This is a genomic window from Hyphomonas sp. J20-32 (genome assembly GCF_055808555.1).
This window is the reverse complement of sequence record NZ_CM147873.1, coordinates 1,080,394-1,098,976: the sequence shown is the minus strand read 5'-3', so window position 1 is coordinate 1,098,976 and position 18,583 is coordinate 1,080,394. Positions and strand designations below refer to the sequence as shown.

The 18,583-nt window shown below is 61.8% G+C and carries 21 protein-coding genes and 1 riboswitch; of the genes, 7 read left to right on the top strand and 14 right to left on the bottom strand.

The genetic code is table 11. From position 1 onward, the window contains the following. Positions 1-36: 36 nt before the first annotated feature. Positions 37-765: an SDR family oxidoreductase gene (locus AC0L7I_RS05540; protein WP_473398548.1), complete on the top strand. Its 729-nt coding sequence runs from the start codon at positions 37-39 to the stop codon at positions 763-765. A 10-nt stretch (positions 766-775) separates the two neighbouring features. Here AC0L7I_RS05540 and AC0L7I_RS05535 read toward each other — a convergent pair whose 3' ends face one another. From AC0L7I_RS05535 to AC0L7I_RS05485, 11 genes are all read right to left on the bottom strand, one after another. Then, positions 776-2,581 carry a DUF885 domain-containing protein gene (locus AC0L7I_RS05535; RefSeq protein ID WP_473398547.1) on the bottom strand — a complete coding sequence of 602 codons (1,806 nt, stop codon included), beginning with the start codon at positions 2,579-2,581 and terminating at the stop codon, positions 776-778. Between the two features lie 124 nt (positions 2,582-2,705). Further along, positions 2,706-3,875, bottom strand: a complete 1,170-nt coding sequence (locus AC0L7I_RS05530) for an acyl-CoA dehydrogenase family protein (protein ID WP_473398546.1) — start codon at positions 3,873-3,875, stop codon at positions 2,706-2,708. A 30-nt stretch (positions 3,876-3,905) separates the two neighbouring features. Beyond that, positions 3,906-4,253: an MmcQ/YjbR family DNA-binding protein gene (locus tag AC0L7I_RS05525; RefSeq protein ID WP_473398545.1), complete on the bottom strand. Its 348-nt coding sequence runs from the start codon at positions 4,251-4,253 to the stop codon at positions 3,906-3,908. Then, positions 4,250-4,711 (bottom strand): GNAT family N-acetyltransferase, encoded by a 462-nt coding sequence (locus tag AC0L7I_RS05520; RefSeq protein ID WP_473398544.1) that lies wholly within the window; start codon positions 4,709-4,711, stop codon positions 4,250-4,252. Before AC0L7I_RS05520 ends, AC0L7I_RS05525 begins: the two co-directional genes overlap by 4 nt. A 9-nt stretch (positions 4,712-4,720) precedes the next feature. Further along, positions 4,721-5,818 (bottom strand): DUF3667 domain-containing protein, encoded by a 1,098-nt coding sequence (locus tag AC0L7I_RS05515; RefSeq protein ID WP_473398543.1) that lies wholly within the window; start codon positions 5,816-5,818, stop codon positions 4,721-4,723. Positions 5,819-5,835: 17 nt separating this feature from the next. Next, positions 5,836-6,732 carry a lysophospholipid acyltransferase family protein gene (locus AC0L7I_RS05510; RefSeq protein ID WP_473398542.1) on the bottom strand — a complete coding sequence of 299 codons (897 nt, stop codon included), beginning with the start codon at positions 6,730-6,732 and terminating at the stop codon, positions 5,836-5,838. After that, positions 6,729-6,893, bottom strand: coding sequence for a hypothetical protein (locus AC0L7I_RS05505; RefSeq protein WP_473398541.1), 165 nt, complete (start codon positions 6,891-6,893; stop codon positions 6,729-6,731). Before AC0L7I_RS05505 ends, AC0L7I_RS05510 begins: the two co-directional genes overlap by 4 nt. A 9-nt stretch (positions 6,894-6,902) precedes the next feature. Next, positions 6,903-8,063: an acyl-CoA dehydrogenase family protein gene (locus AC0L7I_RS05500; RefSeq protein WP_473398540.1), complete on the bottom strand. Its 1,161-nt coding sequence runs from the start codon at positions 8,061-8,063 to the stop codon at positions 6,903-6,905. Positions 8,064-8,104: 41 nt separating this feature from the next. After that, entirely contained in the window at positions 8,105-9,034 is a 930-nt protein-coding gene (locus AC0L7I_RS05495) for a homoserine O-succinyltransferase (RefSeq protein ID WP_473398539.1), read from the bottom strand. A gap of 57 nt (positions 9,035-9,091) precedes the next feature. Beyond that, positions 9,092-9,169: riboswitch (SAM riboswitch) on the bottom strand. Between the two features lie 37 nt (positions 9,170-9,206). After that, positions 9,207-10,019, bottom strand: coding sequence for an enoyl-CoA hydratase/isomerase family protein (locus AC0L7I_RS05490; RefSeq protein WP_473398538.1), 813 nt, complete (start codon positions 10,017-10,019; stop codon positions 9,207-9,209). Then, positions 10,016-11,038 carry an NADP-dependent oxidoreductase gene (locus AC0L7I_RS05485; RefSeq protein ID WP_473398537.1) on the bottom strand — a complete coding sequence of 341 codons (1,023 nt, stop codon included), beginning with the start codon at positions 11,036-11,038 and terminating at the stop codon, positions 10,016-10,018. The genes AC0L7I_RS05490 and AC0L7I_RS05485 overlap by 4 nt, the downstream gene beginning before the upstream one ends. Positions 11,039-11,170: 132 nt before the next feature. Here AC0L7I_RS05485 and AC0L7I_RS05480 point away from each other — a divergent pair, with 132 nt between their 5' ends. Then, the gene (locus AC0L7I_RS05480; RefSeq protein ID WP_473398536.1) at positions 11,171-12,109 is read left to right on the top strand and encodes an NAD(P)H-dependent flavin oxidoreductase; all 939 of its coding nucleotides are present in this window, start codon (positions 11,171-11,173) and stop codon (positions 12,107-12,109) included. Positions 12,110-12,190: 81 nt separating this feature from the next. Beyond that, positions 12,191-14,383 (top strand): M3 family metallopeptidase, encoded by a 2,193-nt coding sequence (locus tag AC0L7I_RS05475; RefSeq protein ID WP_473398535.1) that lies wholly within the window; start codon positions 12,191-12,193, stop codon positions 14,381-14,383. A gap of 72 nt (positions 14,384-14,455) precedes the next feature. On the opposite strand, the gene AC0L7I_RS05470 is transcribed toward AC0L7I_RS05475, so the two are convergent. The 3 genes from AC0L7I_RS05470 to pspF form a co-directional block, all read right to left on the bottom strand. Continuing rightward, the gene (locus AC0L7I_RS05470; RefSeq protein ID WP_473398534.1) at positions 14,456-14,926 is read right to left on the bottom strand and encodes a PTS sugar transporter subunit IIA; all 471 of its coding nucleotides are present in this window, start codon (positions 14,924-14,926) and stop codon (positions 14,456-14,458) included. Positions 14,927-14,950: 24 nt separating this feature from the next. Beyond that, on the bottom strand, positions 14,951-15,553 hold the full coding sequence (gene hpf / locus AC0L7I_RS05465; RefSeq protein WP_473398533.1) for a ribosome hibernation-promoting factor, HPF/YfiA family: 603 nt from the start codon (positions 15,551-15,553) through the stop codon (positions 14,951-14,953). Between the two features lie 116 nt (positions 15,554-15,669). Beyond that, complete coding sequence (pspF, locus tag AC0L7I_RS05460; RefSeq protein ID WP_473398532.1) at positions 15,670-16,710, bottom strand: phage shock protein operon transcriptional activator; 1,041 nt, start codon at positions 16,708-16,710, stop codon at positions 15,670-15,672. Between the two features lie 209 nt (positions 16,711-16,919). On the opposite strand from pspF, the gene AC0L7I_RS05455 reads away from it, so the two are divergent. The 4 genes from AC0L7I_RS05455 (at position 16,920) to pspC (ending at position 18,579) form a co-directional block, all read left to right on the top strand. After that, positions 16,920-17,051 carry a hypothetical protein gene (locus AC0L7I_RS05455; protein ID WP_473398531.1) on the top strand — a complete coding sequence of 44 codons (132 nt, stop codon included), beginning with the start codon at positions 16,920-16,922 and terminating at the stop codon, positions 17,049-17,051. Positions 17,052-17,084: 33 nt separating this feature from the next. Next, positions 17,085-17,771, top strand: coding sequence for a phage shock protein PspA (pspA, locus tag AC0L7I_RS05450; protein ID WP_473398530.1), 687 nt, complete (start codon positions 17,085-17,087; stop codon positions 17,769-17,771). Positions 17,772-17,873: 102 nt separating this feature from the next. Further along, complete coding sequence (gene pspB, locus AC0L7I_RS05445; protein WP_473398529.1) at positions 17,874-18,134, top strand: envelope stress response membrane protein PspB; 261 nt, start codon at positions 17,874-17,876, stop codon at positions 18,132-18,134. 13 nt (positions 18,135-18,147) lie between these two features. Further along, complete coding sequence (pspC, locus tag AC0L7I_RS05440; protein ID WP_473398528.1) at positions 18,148-18,579, top strand: envelope stress response membrane protein PspC; 432 nt, start codon at positions 18,148-18,150, stop codon at positions 18,577-18,579. Positions 18,580-18,583: the final 4 nt, after the last annotated feature.

Genomic DNA, 18,583 nt, shown 5'->3' with positions numbered 1-18,583 from the left:
CGAGTGTTGCTGGCAGCAGCAAGAGGATGACAGGCCATGGCAGGTGCAGCACTAATAGTCGGCGCGGGCGATGCGACGGGCGGCGCGATTGCGCGGGCCTTCGCGAAAGAGGGCCTGACGGCTTGCGTGACACGCCGGGCACGGCGTCTCGACCAGCTGGAAGAATTGGTGGCGAGCATCGAAGCCGACGGCGGCAAGGGCCGGGCGTTCGGTGTCGATGCACGCGACGAGGACCAGACCGTCGCCCTGTTCGACCAGATCGAGGCGGAGGTCGGCCCGCTGGAAGTCTGCGTGTTCAATATCGGGGCGAATGTCCGCTTCCCGATCCGCGAGATGACGACGCGGGTCTACCAGAAGGTCTGGGAGATGGCGGCGTTTTCAGGATTCCTGGCCGGGCGCGAGGCGGCACGTGTGATGGTGCCGCGCGGGCGAGGCACGGTAATCTTCACAGGCGCGACAGCAGGCGTGCGCGGCGGCGCTGGGTTCTCGGCATTCGCAGGCGCCAAGCATGCGCTACGTGCGCTCGGCCAGAGCATGGCGCGCGAACTCGGCCCTCAGGGCATCCATGTCGCGCATGTCGTGATCGACGGTGCGATCGACAGCCAGTTCATTCGCGACAACCTGCCGGATGCGGCTGACCGCAAGGAACGCGACGGCCTGTTGCTGCCGGACGAGATCGCCAAGAACTATGTCTGGCTGCACGGCCAGCACCGGTCGGCCTGGACCCATGAAATGGATCTCAGGCCTTGGTGCGAGACTTGGTAGCGATAGCGGCCTAGAAGACCGCCTTCACTTCGGGCTCATCCATCATCTGCTGGCGCACCAGCGGGATCGGCGGACCGCCATAGGACAGGAATTCGTCGTGGAAGGCCTTCCAGCCCGAACGCGGATCGTCGGGGAAGTGTTTCGCCGTCCAGTCCTCGCGCAGCTTGCGGATCATGAGCTTGCCCATCGTATAGTTGAGATAGGCCGGGTCATAGGTACCGCGCGCGGCCTGCTGGGTAGAATTCCCTGCATCCTGATAGCATTCGTTGCGGAAGAGGTCGTAGCTCTCCTCGACCGTCATGCCCTCGGCATGGAGGCCGATGGCAGAGAGGTAGCGACAATCGCGCAAGAGGGCGTTGGAGAGCTGGCCGATATGAGTTTCCGGATCGCCGTCATGCAGGCCCGCATCGAACATCATCTCTTCGGTATAGTGCGCCCAACCCTCGGCGAAGGCATAGCCGACGAAGAGCTTGCCGAGTACGGACTCTGCCCGGTTCGAATGCAGGAAATTCAGGAAGTGGCCGGGCCAGACCTCGTGCACGCTGGTGCCGAGCAGGTCCATCTTGCCGGGGATGTAGGCGGCGCGGGTCGCCTCGTCCCAGGACGGGTCCGGCGGTGAGATATAATATACCGATGGCAGGCCGGTTTCGTAAGGCCCCGGGATATCGATATAGGCCGAGTTTTGCCGGTTATAGGGAGGCGACTCTTCGACGAGCGCCTGCTCGGTGCCCGGAATGGACACGATGTCGTTCTCAACGAGGAAAGCGCGCAGTTCAGGCAATTGTTCGCGAGCTTCCTCCACCGGGCCGATTGCAGGCTTGTTGGCACCCATCTTGGCCATGCAATCGCCGAGGCCGAGTCCCGGCGCATAGACGGTGCAAGCGGCCTTCAGCGCGTCCTGGTTGCGCTTCAGGTCAGCCTGGCCGATGGCCTTCAATTCTGCGAGCGGAACGTCGACCGCTTCGGTGAGGCGGACCATGTCGGAGAACTTCTCGGCGCCCAGGGCAAAGCCGTCCGGCGTGGCCGGGACAGAGCCGATATGATCGGAAAGGTGCTGCATGGCGCTGGCCGCCTTGGCAGCGGCGACGTCGAACTCGGCCTGCAGGGATTCATCTGTCACCTCGGCAAAAGCGGCCTTGGCATCGCCGGAATAATAGTCGGCAAAGCCGCTGAACCCGGCCTGGCCATATTTCAGGTAGGTTTCCGGCAGCGGCAGTCCGAGGTTCGCCTCGATCTGCGCGGCGGCGGCCGGCACGTTCTTCGCGTATTTGATGAAGGCTTTCATTCGCGTTTCTGCGTCGGCATAGGGCCGGGCGATGTAGACGTTCGGGTCGAGCGCGCCGACATAAAAGTCGGGGTTCCTGTGCGGCCAGTCGGCCTCGGTCAGCCAGAACAGCTCCCCCTGCAGGACGTGGATCAGGTAGGTGCGCTCGTACTTGTCGCTGTCGGAAAGGGCATCTGCGTCAAGCGCTTCGGCCGCTTCGATCGCCTGCTGGCGCTGGTCGATGGCGAGTTTCAGCCCGGCGGGCGACCAGTCGGGCAGCTGGCCGTCGAATTCGTGCCGGCCCTGGTAGATGGCGAAATCCGGATTGATCGGGAAATAGGACTCGAGAAAGTCGGACAGGTAGGCGCCCCAGGCCGTGCTCGTGTCGATGGCCATGGGGTCGGCATCAATGCGGGGCGGGGTCGGCGGCGTGTCCGGCGGTCCGGGCAGCTCGACATAGAGGTCCGGTTCCTGGCCCAGTTGCGCGCTCGTGCAGCCTGTCGCAGCGAGCGCCGCGAGCGAGACCGCCATCATCAATCCGTGAATTTTCATGGGACTTCCCTTTGAAAGGCAACGCACGATATGCGTGATGTTGTTACATTGGCACGGTCCCGCCGGGGCCCGCCAGTCACAATTTTAAATATTCTGCAGCCTGCCTGAGCCTGCCTGCGCGCGCCTAGACCATGCCGCCATCGGTCGGCAGGCCGAACAGGATGCGGCCGGTCAGTTCCCACGTCGAAGGGGCCGTCACGATATGCTGTGTCATGGCGTGAGCATCGCGGAAACGGCGTTGCAGGTCCGAGGATTCAAACAAGGCGGCGCCGCCGCCAAGGTCGTACAGCGTGCGACAGATATCGGCGCCTGTGCGCGTCATGTGGGTGCAGGCCATGCGCAGGGCTGCGCGCCGTTCCATCGGGATGGCGCCCTCCCCTGTCGCGACCGTCCATGTCTGGTCGATCTCATCGAAGAGATAGGCGCGGGCCGCGCGCCAGGCAGCTTCGCACTTGGCGAAATCGGCCTGCATGGTCTGGCGTTCGGCGAGGGTCTTGGACGAGCCCTGCGATTTCTTGGCCGTGGCAAGCGCGGCGAAGGCATCCAGCGAGCCGCGCGCATTGCCGAGAGCAACCGCGCAGACGCCAAGCGACAGGAGTCCAAAGGCCGGGAACTTGAACAGGGGGCCCTTTTCATGTGGCTGGTCAGCCACCAGCGAAACCGACCGGCCTTTGGGCACAAGGATGTCCTTCACTTCGAAGTCGCCCGAACCCGTGCCCTTCAGGCCCATGACATGCCACGTGTCGAGCAGGGTCGCATCTGATGCTGGGAAAACCATCATGCGCGCATCCGGCGCGCCGGAAGGCAGGCGCTTCATTTCGCCATTTTCCCAGATCGTGCAGCCGCCGCAGAGCCAGGTGCAATTGGCCGAGCCCGAGCCCCACTGCCAGCGGCCGGTCACGCGATAATGGTCGCCTTCCATCACCGCCTTGCCCATGGGCGCGAAGACGCCGCCGGTGATGATGCCCGGATCGGAATAGATCTCGCCTGCCATGGCCGGGTCCATATAGGCGGCGTTCATGGCGGTCGTGGCCCCGATCATGGCGCACCAGCCAGCGCTGGCATTGGCAGTCGCCACCGCTTCAACGGTTTCAACAAAATCGTGCGGTGCCAGCTCCAGCCCGCCAAGGCTTTTCGGCGTGATCATGCGGAACATGCCAGCCGCCGCCATTTTCGCGGCAAGGTCTGCCGGCAGACGGCGGACCTCCTCCATCTCGGCGGCGCGCGCCGCGAGTTCCGGCGCGAGGGAACGGACGTTGGCGAGGAGGCTGGCAGGCATGTGTGTATCAAGCATGCGTGAAGCCTAGACCGGAAACCCGGCGCGTCAAAGCGTCAGTTCGTCGTGGTATTTTGTCGGAGCTGCATGACGCCAGGACAGGGTCAGCGCGGAGCGGAGCGTGGCTTCATCGCATGCCGAAAGCCGGATCGACGTTGCGCCCTTGTCGCCCCATTTGTTCGCCACCTTGAAAAAGATATCCGGTTCGGCGCCGACCAGCATGGCCTGTTCCTCGGGCGTCAGGAAGACGTTGCAAGTCTCCGTGTCACCCGCCAGCGTGCAGAACATCTTGCCCTTCGGAACGTCGACGCGGAAGCCCGCCCGGTCGAAGTGCGGTTTCTCGAGGGCATGCGGGAAGCTGAGTGTGACAGCTCGGAACTGATCGATCGTGATCATTTGCTTGCTCCCCGCTCCCAGACATAACGCACGTCGGGTTCAGCTTCTTCATTGCGGGTGCCGTCGGTCAATTCCACCGCGCGGAATCCGTGCCGCTCGTAGAAATCACGGGCCACGGCGTTGCGCTGGAATGCCCACAATTGCAGGGCTGGCGCGCTGTCCATGGCCCGGAACAGCAAGACTGACCCCAGGCCGGACCGCCATGCATCTGGCGCGACATAGAGGTGATCGAGCCAGTCGCCCTTGCCTGCGCTGAAGGCAACTGGGGTGGAATTGATCAACACAACTTCGGTATGACAGGTTGGCAGGACCTGATCGCGAAAGAAAGCGAGGTCTTCCTCAGGCGAGTGCACGACGGCCAGCCAGGGCATCGCCTTTGCCCTCGCTTCCCTGTGAATGCGGGCTATGGCCGATACATGTTCTGGCATGGCCGACCGAATGTCAGGGTCGCCAGTCATATGCGCACCTCACAGCGACAAGGCCCCGAGGACGACAGCCGTCAGGAGCGCCGCCATTAGGATCACAAAATAGATGCTGTCGAGCGTCAGCGTTCGCACGACAGAGCCGAACTGGCCGCGCCCATAGACCACGCGGTTCAGGCGATAGAGGTAGACATTCGAGTAAACCAGCAGCCCAAGGAAGACCCAGCCGAAGCCGATAAAGGGTGCCAGCAGCGCGCCTATGGCCATCGCGAAGAACATCGCCGAGTGGAAATGCAGCGAGACGACCAGATGGTCAAAGAACAGGAATTGCCGCCGCCAAGCATAGAGCAGGGCCAGCAGGCAGGCATAGACCGGCAACAGAACGAACATCATCCGGGGAATCCAGCGCTGGGTCTGCTCGGCAAGCCGGCCCGGCTCGTCCATGACTTCGGCAAAGCGTGCGGCCTCCGGGTCGCCGTTCTCTCCGGCCTCCCGGATTGCGTCGAGCGCCTCTTGCGGCATGAAGCCAGCCCGTTCTTCTGCCGGGGCTGACGGGGCGCCGTCCTCCCCTTCCGGTACCGGAGGCGTGACAAGGCCCGGAACGTCGCCGCGCAACAGGTCCTCAGCCTTCCCGAGACCCTGGATCGAAGACTGGTATTGCTCCTCGGTCATGTCGCCGTCCTTGTAGGACTGCTCTATCCCTGCACGGGCTTCCTCAAAACTCTGCGCGGCCTTCGGGGAAAACGCGATGCGCTGGCCCATCAAGAGCGGCAGGAGCACGAAAAAGACCAGTGATGCGAAGACATAGAGGCGGAAGGGCGGAATGAAGCGCGCGCGCTGGCCGTCAAGATAGGCGCGCGTCATCCGGCCAGGGTGGAGCAGGAGGTCGGGCAGTGTGCGCGCAACGCGGCCATCGAGCGAGAACAGCGTTTCAACGCTTTCCCCGAGCAACGCCCAGAAGGGTCGCCTGAGGCTCTGGGTGCTCTGCCCGCAATTCGGGCAATAATTGCCTTCAAGCGCCTTGCCGCAATTCAGGCAGTTTGTGTCGTGCGGGCCACCCTTCCCGTCCGCGAGTCCAGCGGCGGCGTCTGCGGCGGCGTGCGCCATGGCCCCGTCGACGGCCTCCCCCAGCGAATCGCTCATGTTCGTCCCTCCAAAGCCTATCGAAAGACCAGCGGCTTCTTTGCCATGAACCGGCGTGTAGCTGCATCATATCGCAGGGTCTGGCCGAGGGGAGCAAGCCCGTAGGTTTGCGCGCGGAGGAATGTCATGAGGCCCTTGCGCCTGCCGGCATCCTTCAGGGCCTCCGGGTTGAGCGTCTCGCCGATGACAACAGGCAGGGCCGTACCCATGCGGCGTTTCACTTCGCGGAAAACGAGCGCAAGGCGCAGTTCCAGCGACATATGGCTCGCCAGCTGGAACAGGCGGGAATTCTGGCCCTCGAAATAGACTGGCGTCACGCTCGCGCCGGAATGCGTGATGAGCTTGGCGGTGAACGGCTTCCATTCATCGTCGACCGCGGTGCGGTCGAACGGGCGCGGGGTGGTGGCGACGCCGCCGCCGGGAAAGACGATGACGCAGCCGCCCGCCTTCACATGATCGAGCGCCGCCTTGCGCATGGTGACATTGGCGGCGAGGGCCTCTTTCGTGCCGGAGAAATCAACGGGCAAGATGTAGGGCCGCGCCTCGGGCACGCCGTCGAGCGCGGAATTGGTGAGGACCTTGAAATCCATCCGGCGCAGGCTGGTGAGCCAGCAGATGACCAGGCCATCGAGTACGCCGAAGGGGTGGTTGGCTACGATCACCAGCGGGCCCGTGCGCGGGATTTCGGCCAGGCGCGAGGCGGAGAACTGCACGTCGAGATCGAGCAGGCGCATGGCGGCCTCGAAGAAGGGCACGTCATGGGCGAGATGATCGCGATAGTGTTCGTAGAGTTTCTTGATCTTTGGCTGGCCGGACATGCGCTCAACCGTGCGGATGAGGCGCCGTTTCAGCGGATCGTCGAAATAGGAAGCGTAGGAGAGTTCGGGAGACGTCTGGGTCGGCGCCTGTGTCATTCTGTATTCTTTCGCCTGCTGAGCTGCTCAAGCTCCCACTTTTCCTTTTCCTCCCAGCGGCGGCGCCTGACGACGTGAACCTCCCATGCGGCGCGCACGATAAACACCCCGCCCGTCAGCACTAGTGCAACAACGAAGACGAATAAAACGATGCCAATCATACCTGTCCCCTACAGCCTCAGCATCCGCGCCAGATTGTTCTTCTGGATATCCGATGACCCGCCGACGATGGGCATGCCGAGGAGGTCGCGGACATTGCGTTCGATGTCATAGGCATCCGACAGGCCATAGGCGCCGATGACCTGTTGGCAGGCGAGGCCGATCTCGACGCCGGTATCGGCGACGAAGAGCTTGGCCATGGCGGTTTCGACGCTGCATGGCTGGTGCTCGCTGGCGAGCCAAGCGGCGTGGTAGAGCATGTGGCGGCAGGCCGCGAGCCTGGTGCGCGCGGTGACGAGCTTGTGGGCAATCGCCTGGTGCTTCGAGATCGGCTTGCCGAACTGGGTGCGTTCCTGCGCATAGACCCAGGCTTCTTCCAGCGCGGCGCGGGCGATGCCAAAAGCGACGGCGGTAATCTCGATCTTCTCGACATCGAGCGCGCGGCCAGCGAGGGCCTCCCAACCCTTGTTCCATTTCTCGGGGCCACCGACGATGGCGCTGGCCGGCAGGCGCACGTCATCAAGGAAGACATCCATGGACGCCGTGTAGCGCAGGTTCACGTGCTCGATGGGCTGCATCGAGACGCCCGGCGCATTGGTCGGCACAAGGACGAAGGTGAGATTGCCGTGACGGTCTTCCGGTCCGCCGGAGCGGCAGAGGCAGTAGATATAATCCGACCAGTCGGCGCCCGTGCACCAGCGTTTGGCACCATTGATGACGATATCGTCACCATCATGCTCGACACGCGTCTCGACGCTCGGCAGGTCGCCGCCAACATTGGGTTCCGACAGGCCGTAGCAAAGGAACATCTCGCCGCGCGCCAGCTTGGGCAGCAGCGCTTCCTTCTGCTCCTTCGACCCGTTCTCGGAGATGTTGAGGCCACCATAGAAGGCGGCATGGATGAACGGGCCTGCCATGCTGGGACCGCCCTGGCAAAGCTCATCGATCACGGCGGCAGCGGCATAGATGTCCTCGCCCTGCCCGCCATATTCTTCCGGGATGGTGAGGCCGATCAGGCCCATGGCCGCGAGTTCCTTGAACAGGCTCCGGTCCCACGTATGAGCCTTGTCCCATTCGCGGCGCTTCTCGCGCGGCATCTTGTCGGCCACCCAGCGCGAGAGCTGGCGGCGCAGTTCGGTGACGTGGTCCGGCTCGGGGGAAAAACTGTTCATGTCGGAATCCTAGAATGATTGTCCCGCGCGCGGAAGCCCGCTCAGCATTCGCTATCCGTGCCGATCAGCGCCGCGTCAAACGGCGTCGTCTGGTAAACCTGGTTGATCCAGTTGCCGAACAGGAGATGGGCGTGGCTGCGCCAGCGGTTGAGTGGCCGGGCGCTCGGGTCGTCATTCGGGAAATAGGCATGTGGCAGCCTGACAGGCTTTCCGGCGGATAGATCGCGTTCATACTCTTCTTTCAGCGAGGTGGAATCGTATTCGATATGGTTGAAGCAATAGAGATTGCGCTGGGCCGGTTCCGACAGGAGGCACGGCCCGGTCACGTCTGATTCCATCAGCAGCTTCAATTCCGGGGCATTTGCGATGTCCTCTGCGCGCACTTCGGTCCAGCGGCTGACCGGAATCTGGAAATCGTCGGAGAAGCCGGAGAGGAAGGGTGAGGCGGGCTCAAGATTGCGATGACGGTAGACGCCGAACGCCTTCTCGGCCAGCACGTGCTTGGGCACGCCGTGCAGGTGCCAGGCCGCCGCCATGGCGCCCCAACAGATGAAGAAGCTGGAATGGACGTTGGTGCGTGTCCAGTCGAGTATCTCGGTGAGCTCATCCCAATAGCCGACCTGCTCAAACGGCAGGGTCTCGATCGGGGCGCCGGTGACGATGAAGCCGTCGAACTTTCGATCGCGCACGTCGGCCCAATCCTGGTAGAAACTGATCAGGTGTTCTTCCGGCGTGTTCTTCGGCGTGTGGCCGCCGACCATCACGAGGGTCAGCTCCACTTGCAGCGGCGAGGCCCCGATCAGGCGTGCGATTTGCGCCTCGGTACGGATCTTGTTCGGCATCAGGTTCAACAGGCCGATCTGCAGCGGGCGGATGTCCTGACGGATGGCATCCGTCTCACTCATGACAGACACGCCTTCGCGCACCAGCACGTCGCGGGCGGGCAGTGTATCGGGAATCCTGATAGGCATCGCCGTTCTCCAATCCTACTCACATCGCATGAAAGGGAGGCGGCGGCAGGAACCTGCTGGCATGTCCGCGCGGCCTTTTAGCGACTTGTTTAACGTGGCTGCAAGCCGACCGGCCAAATCACCACGAAAACGCAGATAGCGCCGCAAAAGCGGCGCGTCAATTTCCCTCTGCTCAGTCGCCTGTCAGCTTGGGCGCGCGTTTGTCCTTGAAAGCCGCCACGGCCTCGCGCCTGTCACCCAGGTAATTGGACACGCTTTCCCAGCCGATGCTGGCATCCATGAGCTGGGCGGCCAGCGCGCGCAACGGGATATTTGCGGTCGTCTTGGTCCAGCGCACGGCCCATTTGGGGTTCGCCTGCAGCTTGGCGACGAGTTCTGCGACCTTGGCGTCGAGCTCGGCAGCCGGCACGGCATAGTTGATGAGGCCGAGGCGTTCGGCCTCCTTCGCGCTCAGGAGATCGCCCGTCATCAGCAATTCCTTGGCCTTGGCAAAACCGATCAGCTGCGGCCAGATCAGCGCGCCGCCGTCACCGGCGACAAGGCCGACCTTCACATGCGGATCACCGATTTTCGCAGTCTCGTCGGCAATGATGATATCGCAGAGAAGCGCGATGGTCGCGCCGAGGCCGGCCGCCGCGCCGTTCATTCGGCAGAGGATGGGCTTTTCCATGTTCAGCAGCGTGGTGACGATCTGCTTGGCGTCCCAGCCAATGGCGCGGAAGCGTTCAGGATGATTGATCTGCTCCTCGAACCAATCGAAATCCCCGCCTGCACAGAAGGCGCGGCCCTTGGCGGTGAGGATGATGATGTCGCTCTCGCTGTCGCGCTGCAGGCAGTTGAACACGAGCGCAAGTTCGGTGTGCATCTGCTCGTCAACGCCGTTGACCGGATGGTCCGACGTGATGGCAGCAGTCAGGACGCGTCCGTCACGGGAAAAGGTGAAGCGCTCCCATTTATCCTGCGTGATGTCATATGGCGTGCTCATGTGTCGTCTCCCACTTTCACCACGCGGCGCCCGAGATTTTCGCCCCGGAACAGGCCGCAAAAGGCTTCCGGCATTTTGTCGATGCCTTCGAAGCGTTCTTCATTGCTCTTCAAGTTCCCGCTCGCCAGCAGGCCCGCCATGGTCTGCAGCGCTTCGGGAAATTCGCGGGCGAAATCGAACACGACGAGGCCCTGCATGTTTACGCGGTGGGTGATGAAGGGCTTGGTATTGACGATGCCCGGCGTCTGTTCCGGCGTCAGGTTATAGTCGGCAACCTGGCCGGAAATGCAGATGCGTCCGTTCATGGCCATCAGCGGCAACACGCGGTTGACCATGTCATTGCCGACATTGTCGAAAAGGACATCGACACCCTTGGGAAACTGTTCGGCGATGGCAGTGGTGAGGTCGGCTGCCGTCTTGTAATTGATCGCGGCATCGAAGCCTGCCTCATCCGTCAGGAAGGCACACTTGGCATCGGAGCCAGCAATGCCCACCACTTTCGACGCGCCCCAGGCCTTGGCGAGCTGGCCTGCCGTCGCGCCGACCGGCCCTGCCGCCGATGTGACCAGCACGGCGTCGCCTTCCTTGAACTTCGCGACCGTCTTCATCCCGAACCAGGCCGTCAGGCCGGGTACGCCGAGCACGCCGATCCAGGCGCTGAGCGGCACAGGCGCATCCGGCACCTTGCCAATGAAGCCCCTGCCCGACTGGATCGAATGCGTCTTCCAGCCACCGGCACAGAACACTTTCGTGCCGACCGGGAACGCCTCGTTCTGGCTGGCATCCACAATGCCGACGCTGAAACCGTCAATCGGTTTGCCGAGCGGCAGGGCCATCGCATAGGAATCGCCACCCGACAGGCGCGAGCGCGTGCCGGGATCGACCGAACACCAGACATGCGCCACGCGGAACTGGCCTTCCTTCGGCTCTGGCAGCGGCGCACTCTCGAGCCTGAAATCTTCCGGAACCGGGGGGCCGTCGCAATAGCGGGCCAGCACGATCTGCTGCATCTCGGTCATGGGTGTCTGGTCCTCCGGCATTTTTCCCGCACTCTAGGGCGCGCCGCGCGCAAGTCACGCGCTGACGCTGCGCAAGCCCTTGCCCTTCCCGGCAATCAGCCGTCTTCTGGGAAAAACTCCGGAGGAAACATCATGGCCGCAAAGCCCGTTCGCACCCGTATCACCGACATGCTGGGGATCGAGAAACCGATCATCCAGGCCGCCATGGGCTGGATTGCCCGTTCGCACCTATCGTCTGCCGTCTCCAATGCCGGCGGCATGGGCATCATCGAAACCTCGTCGGGCGAACTGGATGCGATCCGCGAGGAAATCCTCAAGATGCGCGACCTCACCGACAAGCCGTTCGGCGTGAACGTGGCGCAAGCCTTCGTGCGCGATCCGAACATTGTCGATTTCATCATCCAGCAGGGCATCAAGTTCGTCACCACGTCTGCGGGCGACCCGATGAAGTATACAAGCTTGCTGAAGGAGGCAGGCCTCACCGTGTTCCACGTCGTGCCAAGCCTGCAGGGCGCGCTGCGTGCCATTGAGGCCGGCGTTGACGGCCTGATCGTGGAAGGCGGCGAAGGCGGCGGGTTCAAGAACCCGAAGGATGTCGCCTCCATGGTGCTGATCCCGCTCGTCTGCGAGCAGGTGAACGTGCCGGTCGTGGCCGCTGGCGGCATCACCGATGGCCGCACGATGGCCGCAGCCTTTGCGCTCGGCGCGGAAGGCGTTCTGATGGGCACGCGCATCCTGTCATCGGCCGAAAGCCCGGTTCACCAGAACTGGAAGGACGCCATCGTCGAGGCCGAGGCCACCGATACGGTGTTCCTCAACCGGTCAGGCCCGGGCCCTGCCCTGCGCGCCTTGCGAACGGAGCGCACGACCCGACTCGAGACGGAAGGCAGCCCGAATATATTCGGAGAATTCGCCGATACGCAGGCGGTTTATTTCGGCGGCAATCTCGAAGCCGGGATCGCCCTGACGGGCCAGGTCGCCGGGCGCATCCATTCGGTCAAACCCGTCGCGCAGATCTTCGAGGAAACGATTGCGGAATATCACGAAACGATTGCGCGGCTCGCGCGCTGAGTGGTTTCGAATGTCGCCCGAAAGCTGGTTTTTGCCCCGTATCCACGTTAGACGGGGTTAAATCCAGCCTGAGGACCCTTCATGACCACAAAACATTTCCTGCTCGGCACCGCTGCCGCGCTCGCCCTTACCTTGTCGGCCTGCGGCAAGAAACCAGCGGATGACTCGGGTAAAGCCGAAGTGACCCAGCCCGCCACTGCCGAACTGCCGGAAATCCTGGTCAGCGATGCCGAGCTCGTCGGCAACCCGTTCCGGAGCGACTGGACGTCCGAATATGGCGTGCCGCCGTTCAGCCAGATCACCGACGCGCACTACCTGCCCGCCACGAAAAAGGCCCTGCTGGAACTGCGCGAAGAAATTGCAGGCATCGTCAACAATCCTGACGCCCCGACCTTCGACAATACGATCGTTGCGCTCGACCAGGCCGGCGGCTCGCTCAACAAGGTATTTCTGACCTTCAACAACATCACCAATACTGACACGAACGACACGCTCAGCGATCTGGAAGCTGAAATCTATCCGATGCTGACGCGCGAAACCGACGCGATCAATTTCAATCCCGATCTCTTCAAGCGCGTTCAGGCCGTCTATGCCGAGCGTGACCGGCTGGGTCTCGACGAGCAGGACGCGCGCTTGCTGGAACTCACCAATCGCAACTTCGTGCGCAATGGCGCGGCGCTCAGCCCGGACGTCAAAGCGGAAGTGGCCAGGATCAATGAGGAACTGTCCGCGCTGACAACCGCGTTCGGCAAGAACCTTCTCCTGTCGACCAAGGCGTTCAAACTGGAAATCACCGACGAGGCCCAACTCGCCGGCCTGCCGGATGATTTCAAGAACGCGATCAAGGTCGAGGGTGAAAACAAATGGGTCCTGACAGTCGACCGCGCTGTCTACGAGACCTTCATGACGCAAGGCGAGAACCGCGACCTGCGCAAGCAGATGTTCGATGGCTACCGCCTGCGGGCGTCGTCCGGCGAATATGACAACGGCCCGATCCTCATCAAGATCGCCCAGCTGCGCGCCAAACGGGCCGAACTGATGGGCTATGCGTCCCACGCGGCCTACCAGCTCGAAACACGCATGGCGAAGACTCCGGCACAGGCCGAAGAATTCCTCGCACGCGTCCTCAAGCCCGGCCTTGAACGCGCCACCGAAGAGCGCGCCGACATGCAGGCCATGATCGGCGACGAATTCACGCTCGAGGGCCAGGACTGGTGGTTCTATGCCGAGAAGGTGCGTCAGGCGAAATACGCCTTCGATGGCGAAGTGCTGAAGCCGTATTTCGAATTGGGCGCGGTGCGTCAGGGCGCATTCGATGTGGCCACGAAACTGTTCAATATCAGCTTCACCCCCGTCGAAGCCGAAAAATGGAATCCGGTCGTCCAGTCATTTGACGTGAAGGACCTGGAGACGGGCGAACATCTCGGCCTGTTCATGACCGACATGTATTCGCGTGATTCCAAACGCGGCGGTGCGTGGATGTCGTCGTTCCGCGACACGTCGAATGTCGGCGAGAATATCCGCCCGATCATCACCAACAACCTGAACGTGACCCCGCCGGCCAAGGGTGAACCGACGCTGATGTCGTACGACCAGGTCGAGACCCTGTTCCACGAATTCGGCCATGGCCTGCATGGACTGCTGACGCAGATCAAGTATTCGACCTTTTCTGGTGTCGACGGCCCGCGCGATTACACTGAATTCCCGGCCCAGCTGCTGGAACATTGGGCCGGCGATCCGGAAGTGTTGGGCCAGTATGCCAGGCACTACAAGACGGGCGAGATCATCCCGCAGGACCTTGTCGACAAGATGAACGCGGCCTCGAACTTCAACCAGGGTTTCAAGACGACCGAATTCATCGCCGCCTCCCTGCTCGACCTGCGCTGGCACATGTTGTCGTCGGAAGAAGCCGCGAAGATTACCGATGCGCGCGCCTTCGAACAAAAGGTTCTGGAAGAATATGGAGTCCTGCCGGAGATCGAACCGCGCTATCGGTCGCAATATTTCAGCCATATCTTTGCCGGTGGATACTCGGCCGGTTATTATGCCTATCTCTGGTCCGAAATTCTGGATGCGGATGGCTTTATGGCGTTCAAGCAGACCGGCGACATCTACAACCCCGAACTCTCGGCCAAGCTCAAGAAATGGGTGTACGAATCCGGCGGCCTGCGCGAGGCTGACGAACTCTATCGAAATTTCAGGGGGGCCGACCCGACGATCGAGCCACTGCTCGAGAACCGCGGGTTCGCAGAGGAAAAACCCAGCGAGGGCTGATCCGCTCACGCCGCAAACAAAAAAAGCCCGCCGGCGAGACCGGCGGGCTTTTTTATTCAGTATAAAGCGGTCTCAGATCGGGGATTCGACCGATTCCTTGCAGATGATCGCCTTGACTGCCTCAACCGTATCGGCTTCGCGCAACGCGTCCCGCACCGGGGCCTGACGGAAGACCCGGCTGACTTGCGCCAGGGCTCGCAAATGGTCGGCTCCGGCTGACAATGGCGCCAGCAGCATGAAGATCAGATCACAGGGCCGGTCGTCGATGGCCTCGAAGTCCACGCCTGTTGCAAGGCGCATGAACCCGCCGATGGGGGCGTGAATACCCGCCACCCGCGCATGCGGGATCGCGACGCCTTCACCCACGCCGGTCGAGCCGAGGCGTTCACGCTCCATCACCGAGTCTTCAATGTCGCGTGCCGATATTCCCGTCACGCGACTGAGTTCTTCAGACATCGCATGTAGCGCCTGCTTCCGGCTTGTCGCCTCGTAACAAGGGATGATGATCCCACCTTTTAGCAGGGAGCTCAGATCGGTTGCCATATACGCTGCTTCCGTGTGCGGGCTTCAGTTCCTGGGTGAATCGGCCGGATCGACCCAGCCGATATGCCCGTCCGGGCGGCGGTAGACCATATTCAGGCCATCATGGCCAGCATTCCTGAACATCAAAGCCGGGACATCCTGTAGTTCCAGCTGCATGACAGCTTCGGATACCGACATCTTGCGAATGTTAACGGAGGTTTCTGCCACCGTGAGCGGCACGTCCGACACGTCGACAATTTCGTCATCAAGTTCATCCACATCCGCCGCCTGTCCATTCAGCGTCAGTACCGCGCCGGTCGCGATTTCAGACGGCAGTGGCGCAACCGGATTGGCGTGATGGTCCTTCAGGCGGCGCTTGTACCGGCGCACCCGCTTTTCCATCTTGTCGAGACTGTCTTCCAGGGCGGCGTAAGGATCTGTCGCCTTTCCAGTGGATTGCAGCACGATGCCGGATGGGAGGTGCACGTTGCAGTCAACTTCGACGAGATGACCGTGCTGCGAGACGAACACGCTCGCCTCCCCTGTTCGATTGAAGTATTTACTGACCGCCGCCTCGAGCCCGTCTTCGATGCGGCTCCTGAGAGCCTCGCCGAGATCCATATGCTTGCCAGTAATTTGTATCTGCACGAGCGGTCTCCTTTGCTATTCGAGATTTCCGAGTATGGCGCAGAATTGCCCGGGACGCGAATCGATTTCCCGGATCTGTCACAAGCTTAACAGTGAGCGCTCACCTGATCGGTGCCTCAGGCATCTGGCTTTCCGGGCCTTTTGCCATAGCCGTGCTTTTTCAGAAGGCCCCGGAACTGGTGATAGGTCAGGCCCAGCGTCTCGGCCGCCCGGCCCTGATGGCCTTGGCTGGCCGCAAGGGCTTCATCAACGAGGCGCAGTTCGAGCCGATTGATCTCGGCATTGAAATCGATCGGCCCATGCAGGGCGGATGTTTCAGTGGTCAGGGGCTCGCGGAGGTCGGCTTCCGCAGGCTTGGCAGCGCCCGGCCGCCAGGGTGAGGCGAACGGATCAAGCGCGGCCGGGTCAAACCTGACAGGCTCGTCCGGCGCCGCCAGCATGGAGCGGTGCGCAAGCCGCTGGGCAAAATTGCGCAACTCGCGCACGTTTCCCGGCCAGTCATGCCCCTCGATGGCAGCAATGGTCGAGGGGGCAAAACCGGGGAAATCCTGCGCCATCTCGATGGCGATCCGGCGGGCGAAGAAATCTGCCAGCAAGCTGGCATCGCCCGGCCGCGCCCGCAGCGGGGGCAGCGTGATGACATCAAAGGCCAACCGGTCCAGCAGGTCGGCGCGGAATTCACCCCGCTCCACCATATCGGGCAAGTGCATGTTGGTGGCCGCGACGATGCGCACGTTTGTCGTCAGCACGCGCGATCCGCCCAGGCGCTGGAATTCGCCATACTCGACAATGCGGAGAAGCTTTTCCTGCACCTGCTGGCTCGCCGTCGCGATCTCATCGAGGAAGATGGTGCCACCATCGGCTAGCTCAAACCGTCCCTTGCGTTGCTCGGTCGCTCCAGTGAACGCCCCGCGCTCATGCCCGAACAGTTCGGAATCCAACAATTGCTCTGAAAGCGCTGCACAATTGACCTTCACAAACGGCCCCTCCCAGCGCTTCGACAGGAAGTGCAGGCGCTCGCCGATCAATTCCTTGCCGGTGCCGCGCTCGCCAATCACGAGGATGGGGCGCTCAAGCGGTGCCACACGGGAAACGTGTTCCTGCGCGCTAAGCCAGGCCGGAGCCTCTCCGATAAGCTGTGTGGATTCGCCAATCATAAGGTCATTTTAGCCAATCAGACTTGTTAAATCGACTAATTTATTAGTGCAAATCACCACTAATTATCTACCACATCTCATAGAAATTCTTTTATTTTGAATAATTACAACGCTGTATAAAATTAATTTTCACTTGGCACGGTCCTTGAAATGATACTGGCACTCAGAGCGACGGGGCGTCGCAACCAACAAGAAGGACAAGGCCCAAGATGGACGACCGCAACTACCGAACAGAAGCTCGCAGTGACGCAGGCCGTTTTGGCCGCTGGCTGTCGACCCGCCCTGCCGAGAGCTGGATGTTTTTCGGCTTCGGCGTCCTCCTCGGCGGCCTCTTCTTTTAATCCTCCTCCCAGACAAACACGAAAGGATACCCCATGGGTCTCTTCTCCCGCCTCGGTGACATCATCAACTCCAACATCAACGCGATGCTGGACGGTGCTGAAAACCCCGAAAAAATCGCCCGCCTGATCATCCAGGAAATGGAAGACACGCTGGTCGAAGTCCGCACAGCCGCCGCCCGCGCCATGGCCGACAAGAAAGAAATGGAACGCGAAATCGTTCATTTCTCGCAAGCCCGTGATGAATGGGCCGCCAAGGCCGAGCTCGCCATCGACAAGGGTCGTGAAGACCTCGCTCGCGGCGCCCTGATCGCCAAGCAGAAGGCCGATGGTGAAATCACCCACCGCAAGGCCGCGATGGACGCTGCCGAAGAAGCCTTCGAAAAGCGCCAGGAAGATCTCGCCAAGCTGCAAGCCAAGCTCGACGAGGCAAAAGCCAAGCACCGCTCGCTGATGATGCGCCGGGAAGCCGCCGAGCAACGCATCCGCGTCCGCAGCCAGGTCTATGACGGCCGGGTCGATGATGCGCTTGCCCGCTACAACACGATCGAACGCAAGGTCGACGAAATGGAAGCCTATGCCGACACGATCAAGGGCCGTGAGCCGACCCTCGAAGCCGAGTTCGCAGCACTGGAGCGCAACGAGAGCGTCGAGAAGGAACTCGAAGCCCTCAAGGCCAAGCGTTCGAAATCGTCTTCGAAATCCTCGAAATCGGAGGCCTGATCCATGTTATTCTCGATTATCTGCCTCTTCGGCTTCCTGGCGGTCATCTGTACGCCCGGACTGATCGCACAGGCCCGCGCCGAACGTCAGGAGACCTAATTCATGGACGAAAGCATCATCGCCTTGATGGCCATCCTCAGTATCTTCGTCATCCTGCCTGGCATGACGTTCCACTATATTTCCCAGTGGAGACGCCAGAAAACACTCCAGCCAGATGACGAACGGATGATGGAAGACCTCTGGCGATCAGCAAAGGCAATGGAACGCCGTCTCGCAACGCTCGAGGCCCTCCTCGACCACAACGACGACACCAGGGAGCGCGCCGCGCCACCGCGCCGCTCTCGCTCAACTTTTGACGATTAAGGACACAATGCCCATGACCCGCTCCTATTCTGACCATGACAGCGCGGAATACCGGTCGCCCAACCCGAAACGCTACTATCGCTCACGCAATGACAAGGTCATTGCCGGCGTCTGCGGCGGCCTCGCCGAACGCTTCGGCTGGGAACCCATCCTCGTCCGCATCCTGTTCGTGCTGGCCACCCTGTTCATGTTCGGCCCGGTTTCGATCATCATTTACCTGACGATCTGGATCATCACGCCGCGCACGCCGTTTGGCGGCCACCCGATGACGCCCGAGGAAGACGCTTTCTGGCGGGGCGTGTCAGACCGGCCCCGCGCCACGTTCGGACACCTGAAATACACGTTCATGGACCTCGACGAACGCCTGCAATCCATCGAGCGCAAGGTCACGTCCGACGAGTGGCGCTTGCGCAAGGAATTCCGCGATCTCGAACGCGGCAATTAGAACC

Coding starts and splice junctions, on each gene's coding strand:
- AC0L7I_RS05505 (WP_473398541.1), bottom strand. CDS start 6,893: ATGATTGGCATCGTTTTATTCGTCTTCGTTGTTGCACTAGTGCTGACG.
- AC0L7I_RS05525 (WP_473398545.1), bottom strand. CDS start 4,253: ATGATCACGATCGATCAGTTCCGAGCTGTCACACTCAGCTTCCCGCAT.
- AC0L7I_RS05485 (WP_473398537.1), bottom strand. CDS start 11,038: ATGACCGAGATGCAGCAGATCGTGCTGGCCCGCTATTGCGACGGCCCC.
- pspF (WP_473398532.1), bottom strand. CDS start 16,710: ATGATTGGCGAATCCACACAGCTTATCGGAGAGGCTCCGGCCTGGCTT.
- AC0L7I_RS05490 (WP_473398538.1), bottom strand. CDS start 10,019: ATGAGCACGCCATATGACATCACGCAGGATAAATGGGAGCGCTTCACC.
- pspB (WP_473398529.1), top strand. CDS start 17,874: ATGGACGAAAGCATCATCGCCTTGATGGCCATCCTCAGTATCTTCGTC.
- AC0L7I_RS05495 (WP_473398539.1), bottom strand. CDS start 9,034: ATGCCTATCAGGATTCCCGATACACTGCCCGCCCGCGACGTGCTGGTG.
- AC0L7I_RS05530 (WP_473398546.1), bottom strand. CDS start 3,875: ATGCTTGATACACACATGCCTGCCAGCCTCCTCGCCAACGTCCGTTCC.
- AC0L7I_RS05500 (WP_473398540.1), bottom strand. CDS start 8,063: ATGAACAGTTTTTCCCCCGAGCCGGACCACGTCACCGAACTGCGCCGC.
- AC0L7I_RS05475 (WP_473398535.1), top strand. CDS start 12,191: ATGACCACAAAACATTTCCTGCTCGGCACCGCTGCCGCGCTCGCCCTT.
- AC0L7I_RS05470 (WP_473398534.1), bottom strand. CDS start 14,926: ATGGCAACCGATCTGAGCTCCCTGCTAAAAGGTGGGATCATCATCCCT.
- AC0L7I_RS05540 (WP_473398548.1), top strand. CDS start 37: ATGGCAGGTGCAGCACTAATAGTCGGCGCGGGCGATGCGACGGGCGGC.
- AC0L7I_RS05455 (WP_473398531.1), top strand. CDS start 16,920: ATGGACGACCGCAACTACCGAACAGAAGCTCGCAGTGACGCAGGCCGT.
- AC0L7I_RS05520 (WP_473398544.1), bottom strand. CDS start 4,711: ATGACTGGCGACCCTGACATTCGGTCGGCCATGCCAGAACATGTATCG.
- AC0L7I_RS05480 (WP_473398536.1), top strand. CDS start 11,171: ATGGCCGCAAAGCCCGTTCGCACCCGTATCACCGACATGCTGGGGATC.
- pspA (WP_473398530.1), top strand. CDS start 17,085: ATGGGTCTCTTCTCCCGCCTCGGTGACATCATCAACTCCAACATCAAC.
- AC0L7I_RS05535 (WP_473398547.1), bottom strand. CDS start 2,581: ATGAAAATTCACGGATTGATGATGGCGGTCTCGCTCGCGGCGCTCGCT.
- AC0L7I_RS05510 (WP_473398542.1), bottom strand. CDS start 6,732: ATGACACAGGCGCCGACCCAGACGTCTCCCGAACTCTCCTACGCTTCC.
- AC0L7I_RS05515 (WP_473398543.1), bottom strand. CDS start 5,818: ATGAGCGATTCGCTGGGGGAGGCCGTCGACGGGGCCATGGCGCACGCC.
- pspC (WP_473398528.1), top strand. CDS start 18,148: ATGACCCGCTCCTATTCTGACCATGACAGCGCGGAATACCGGTCGCCC.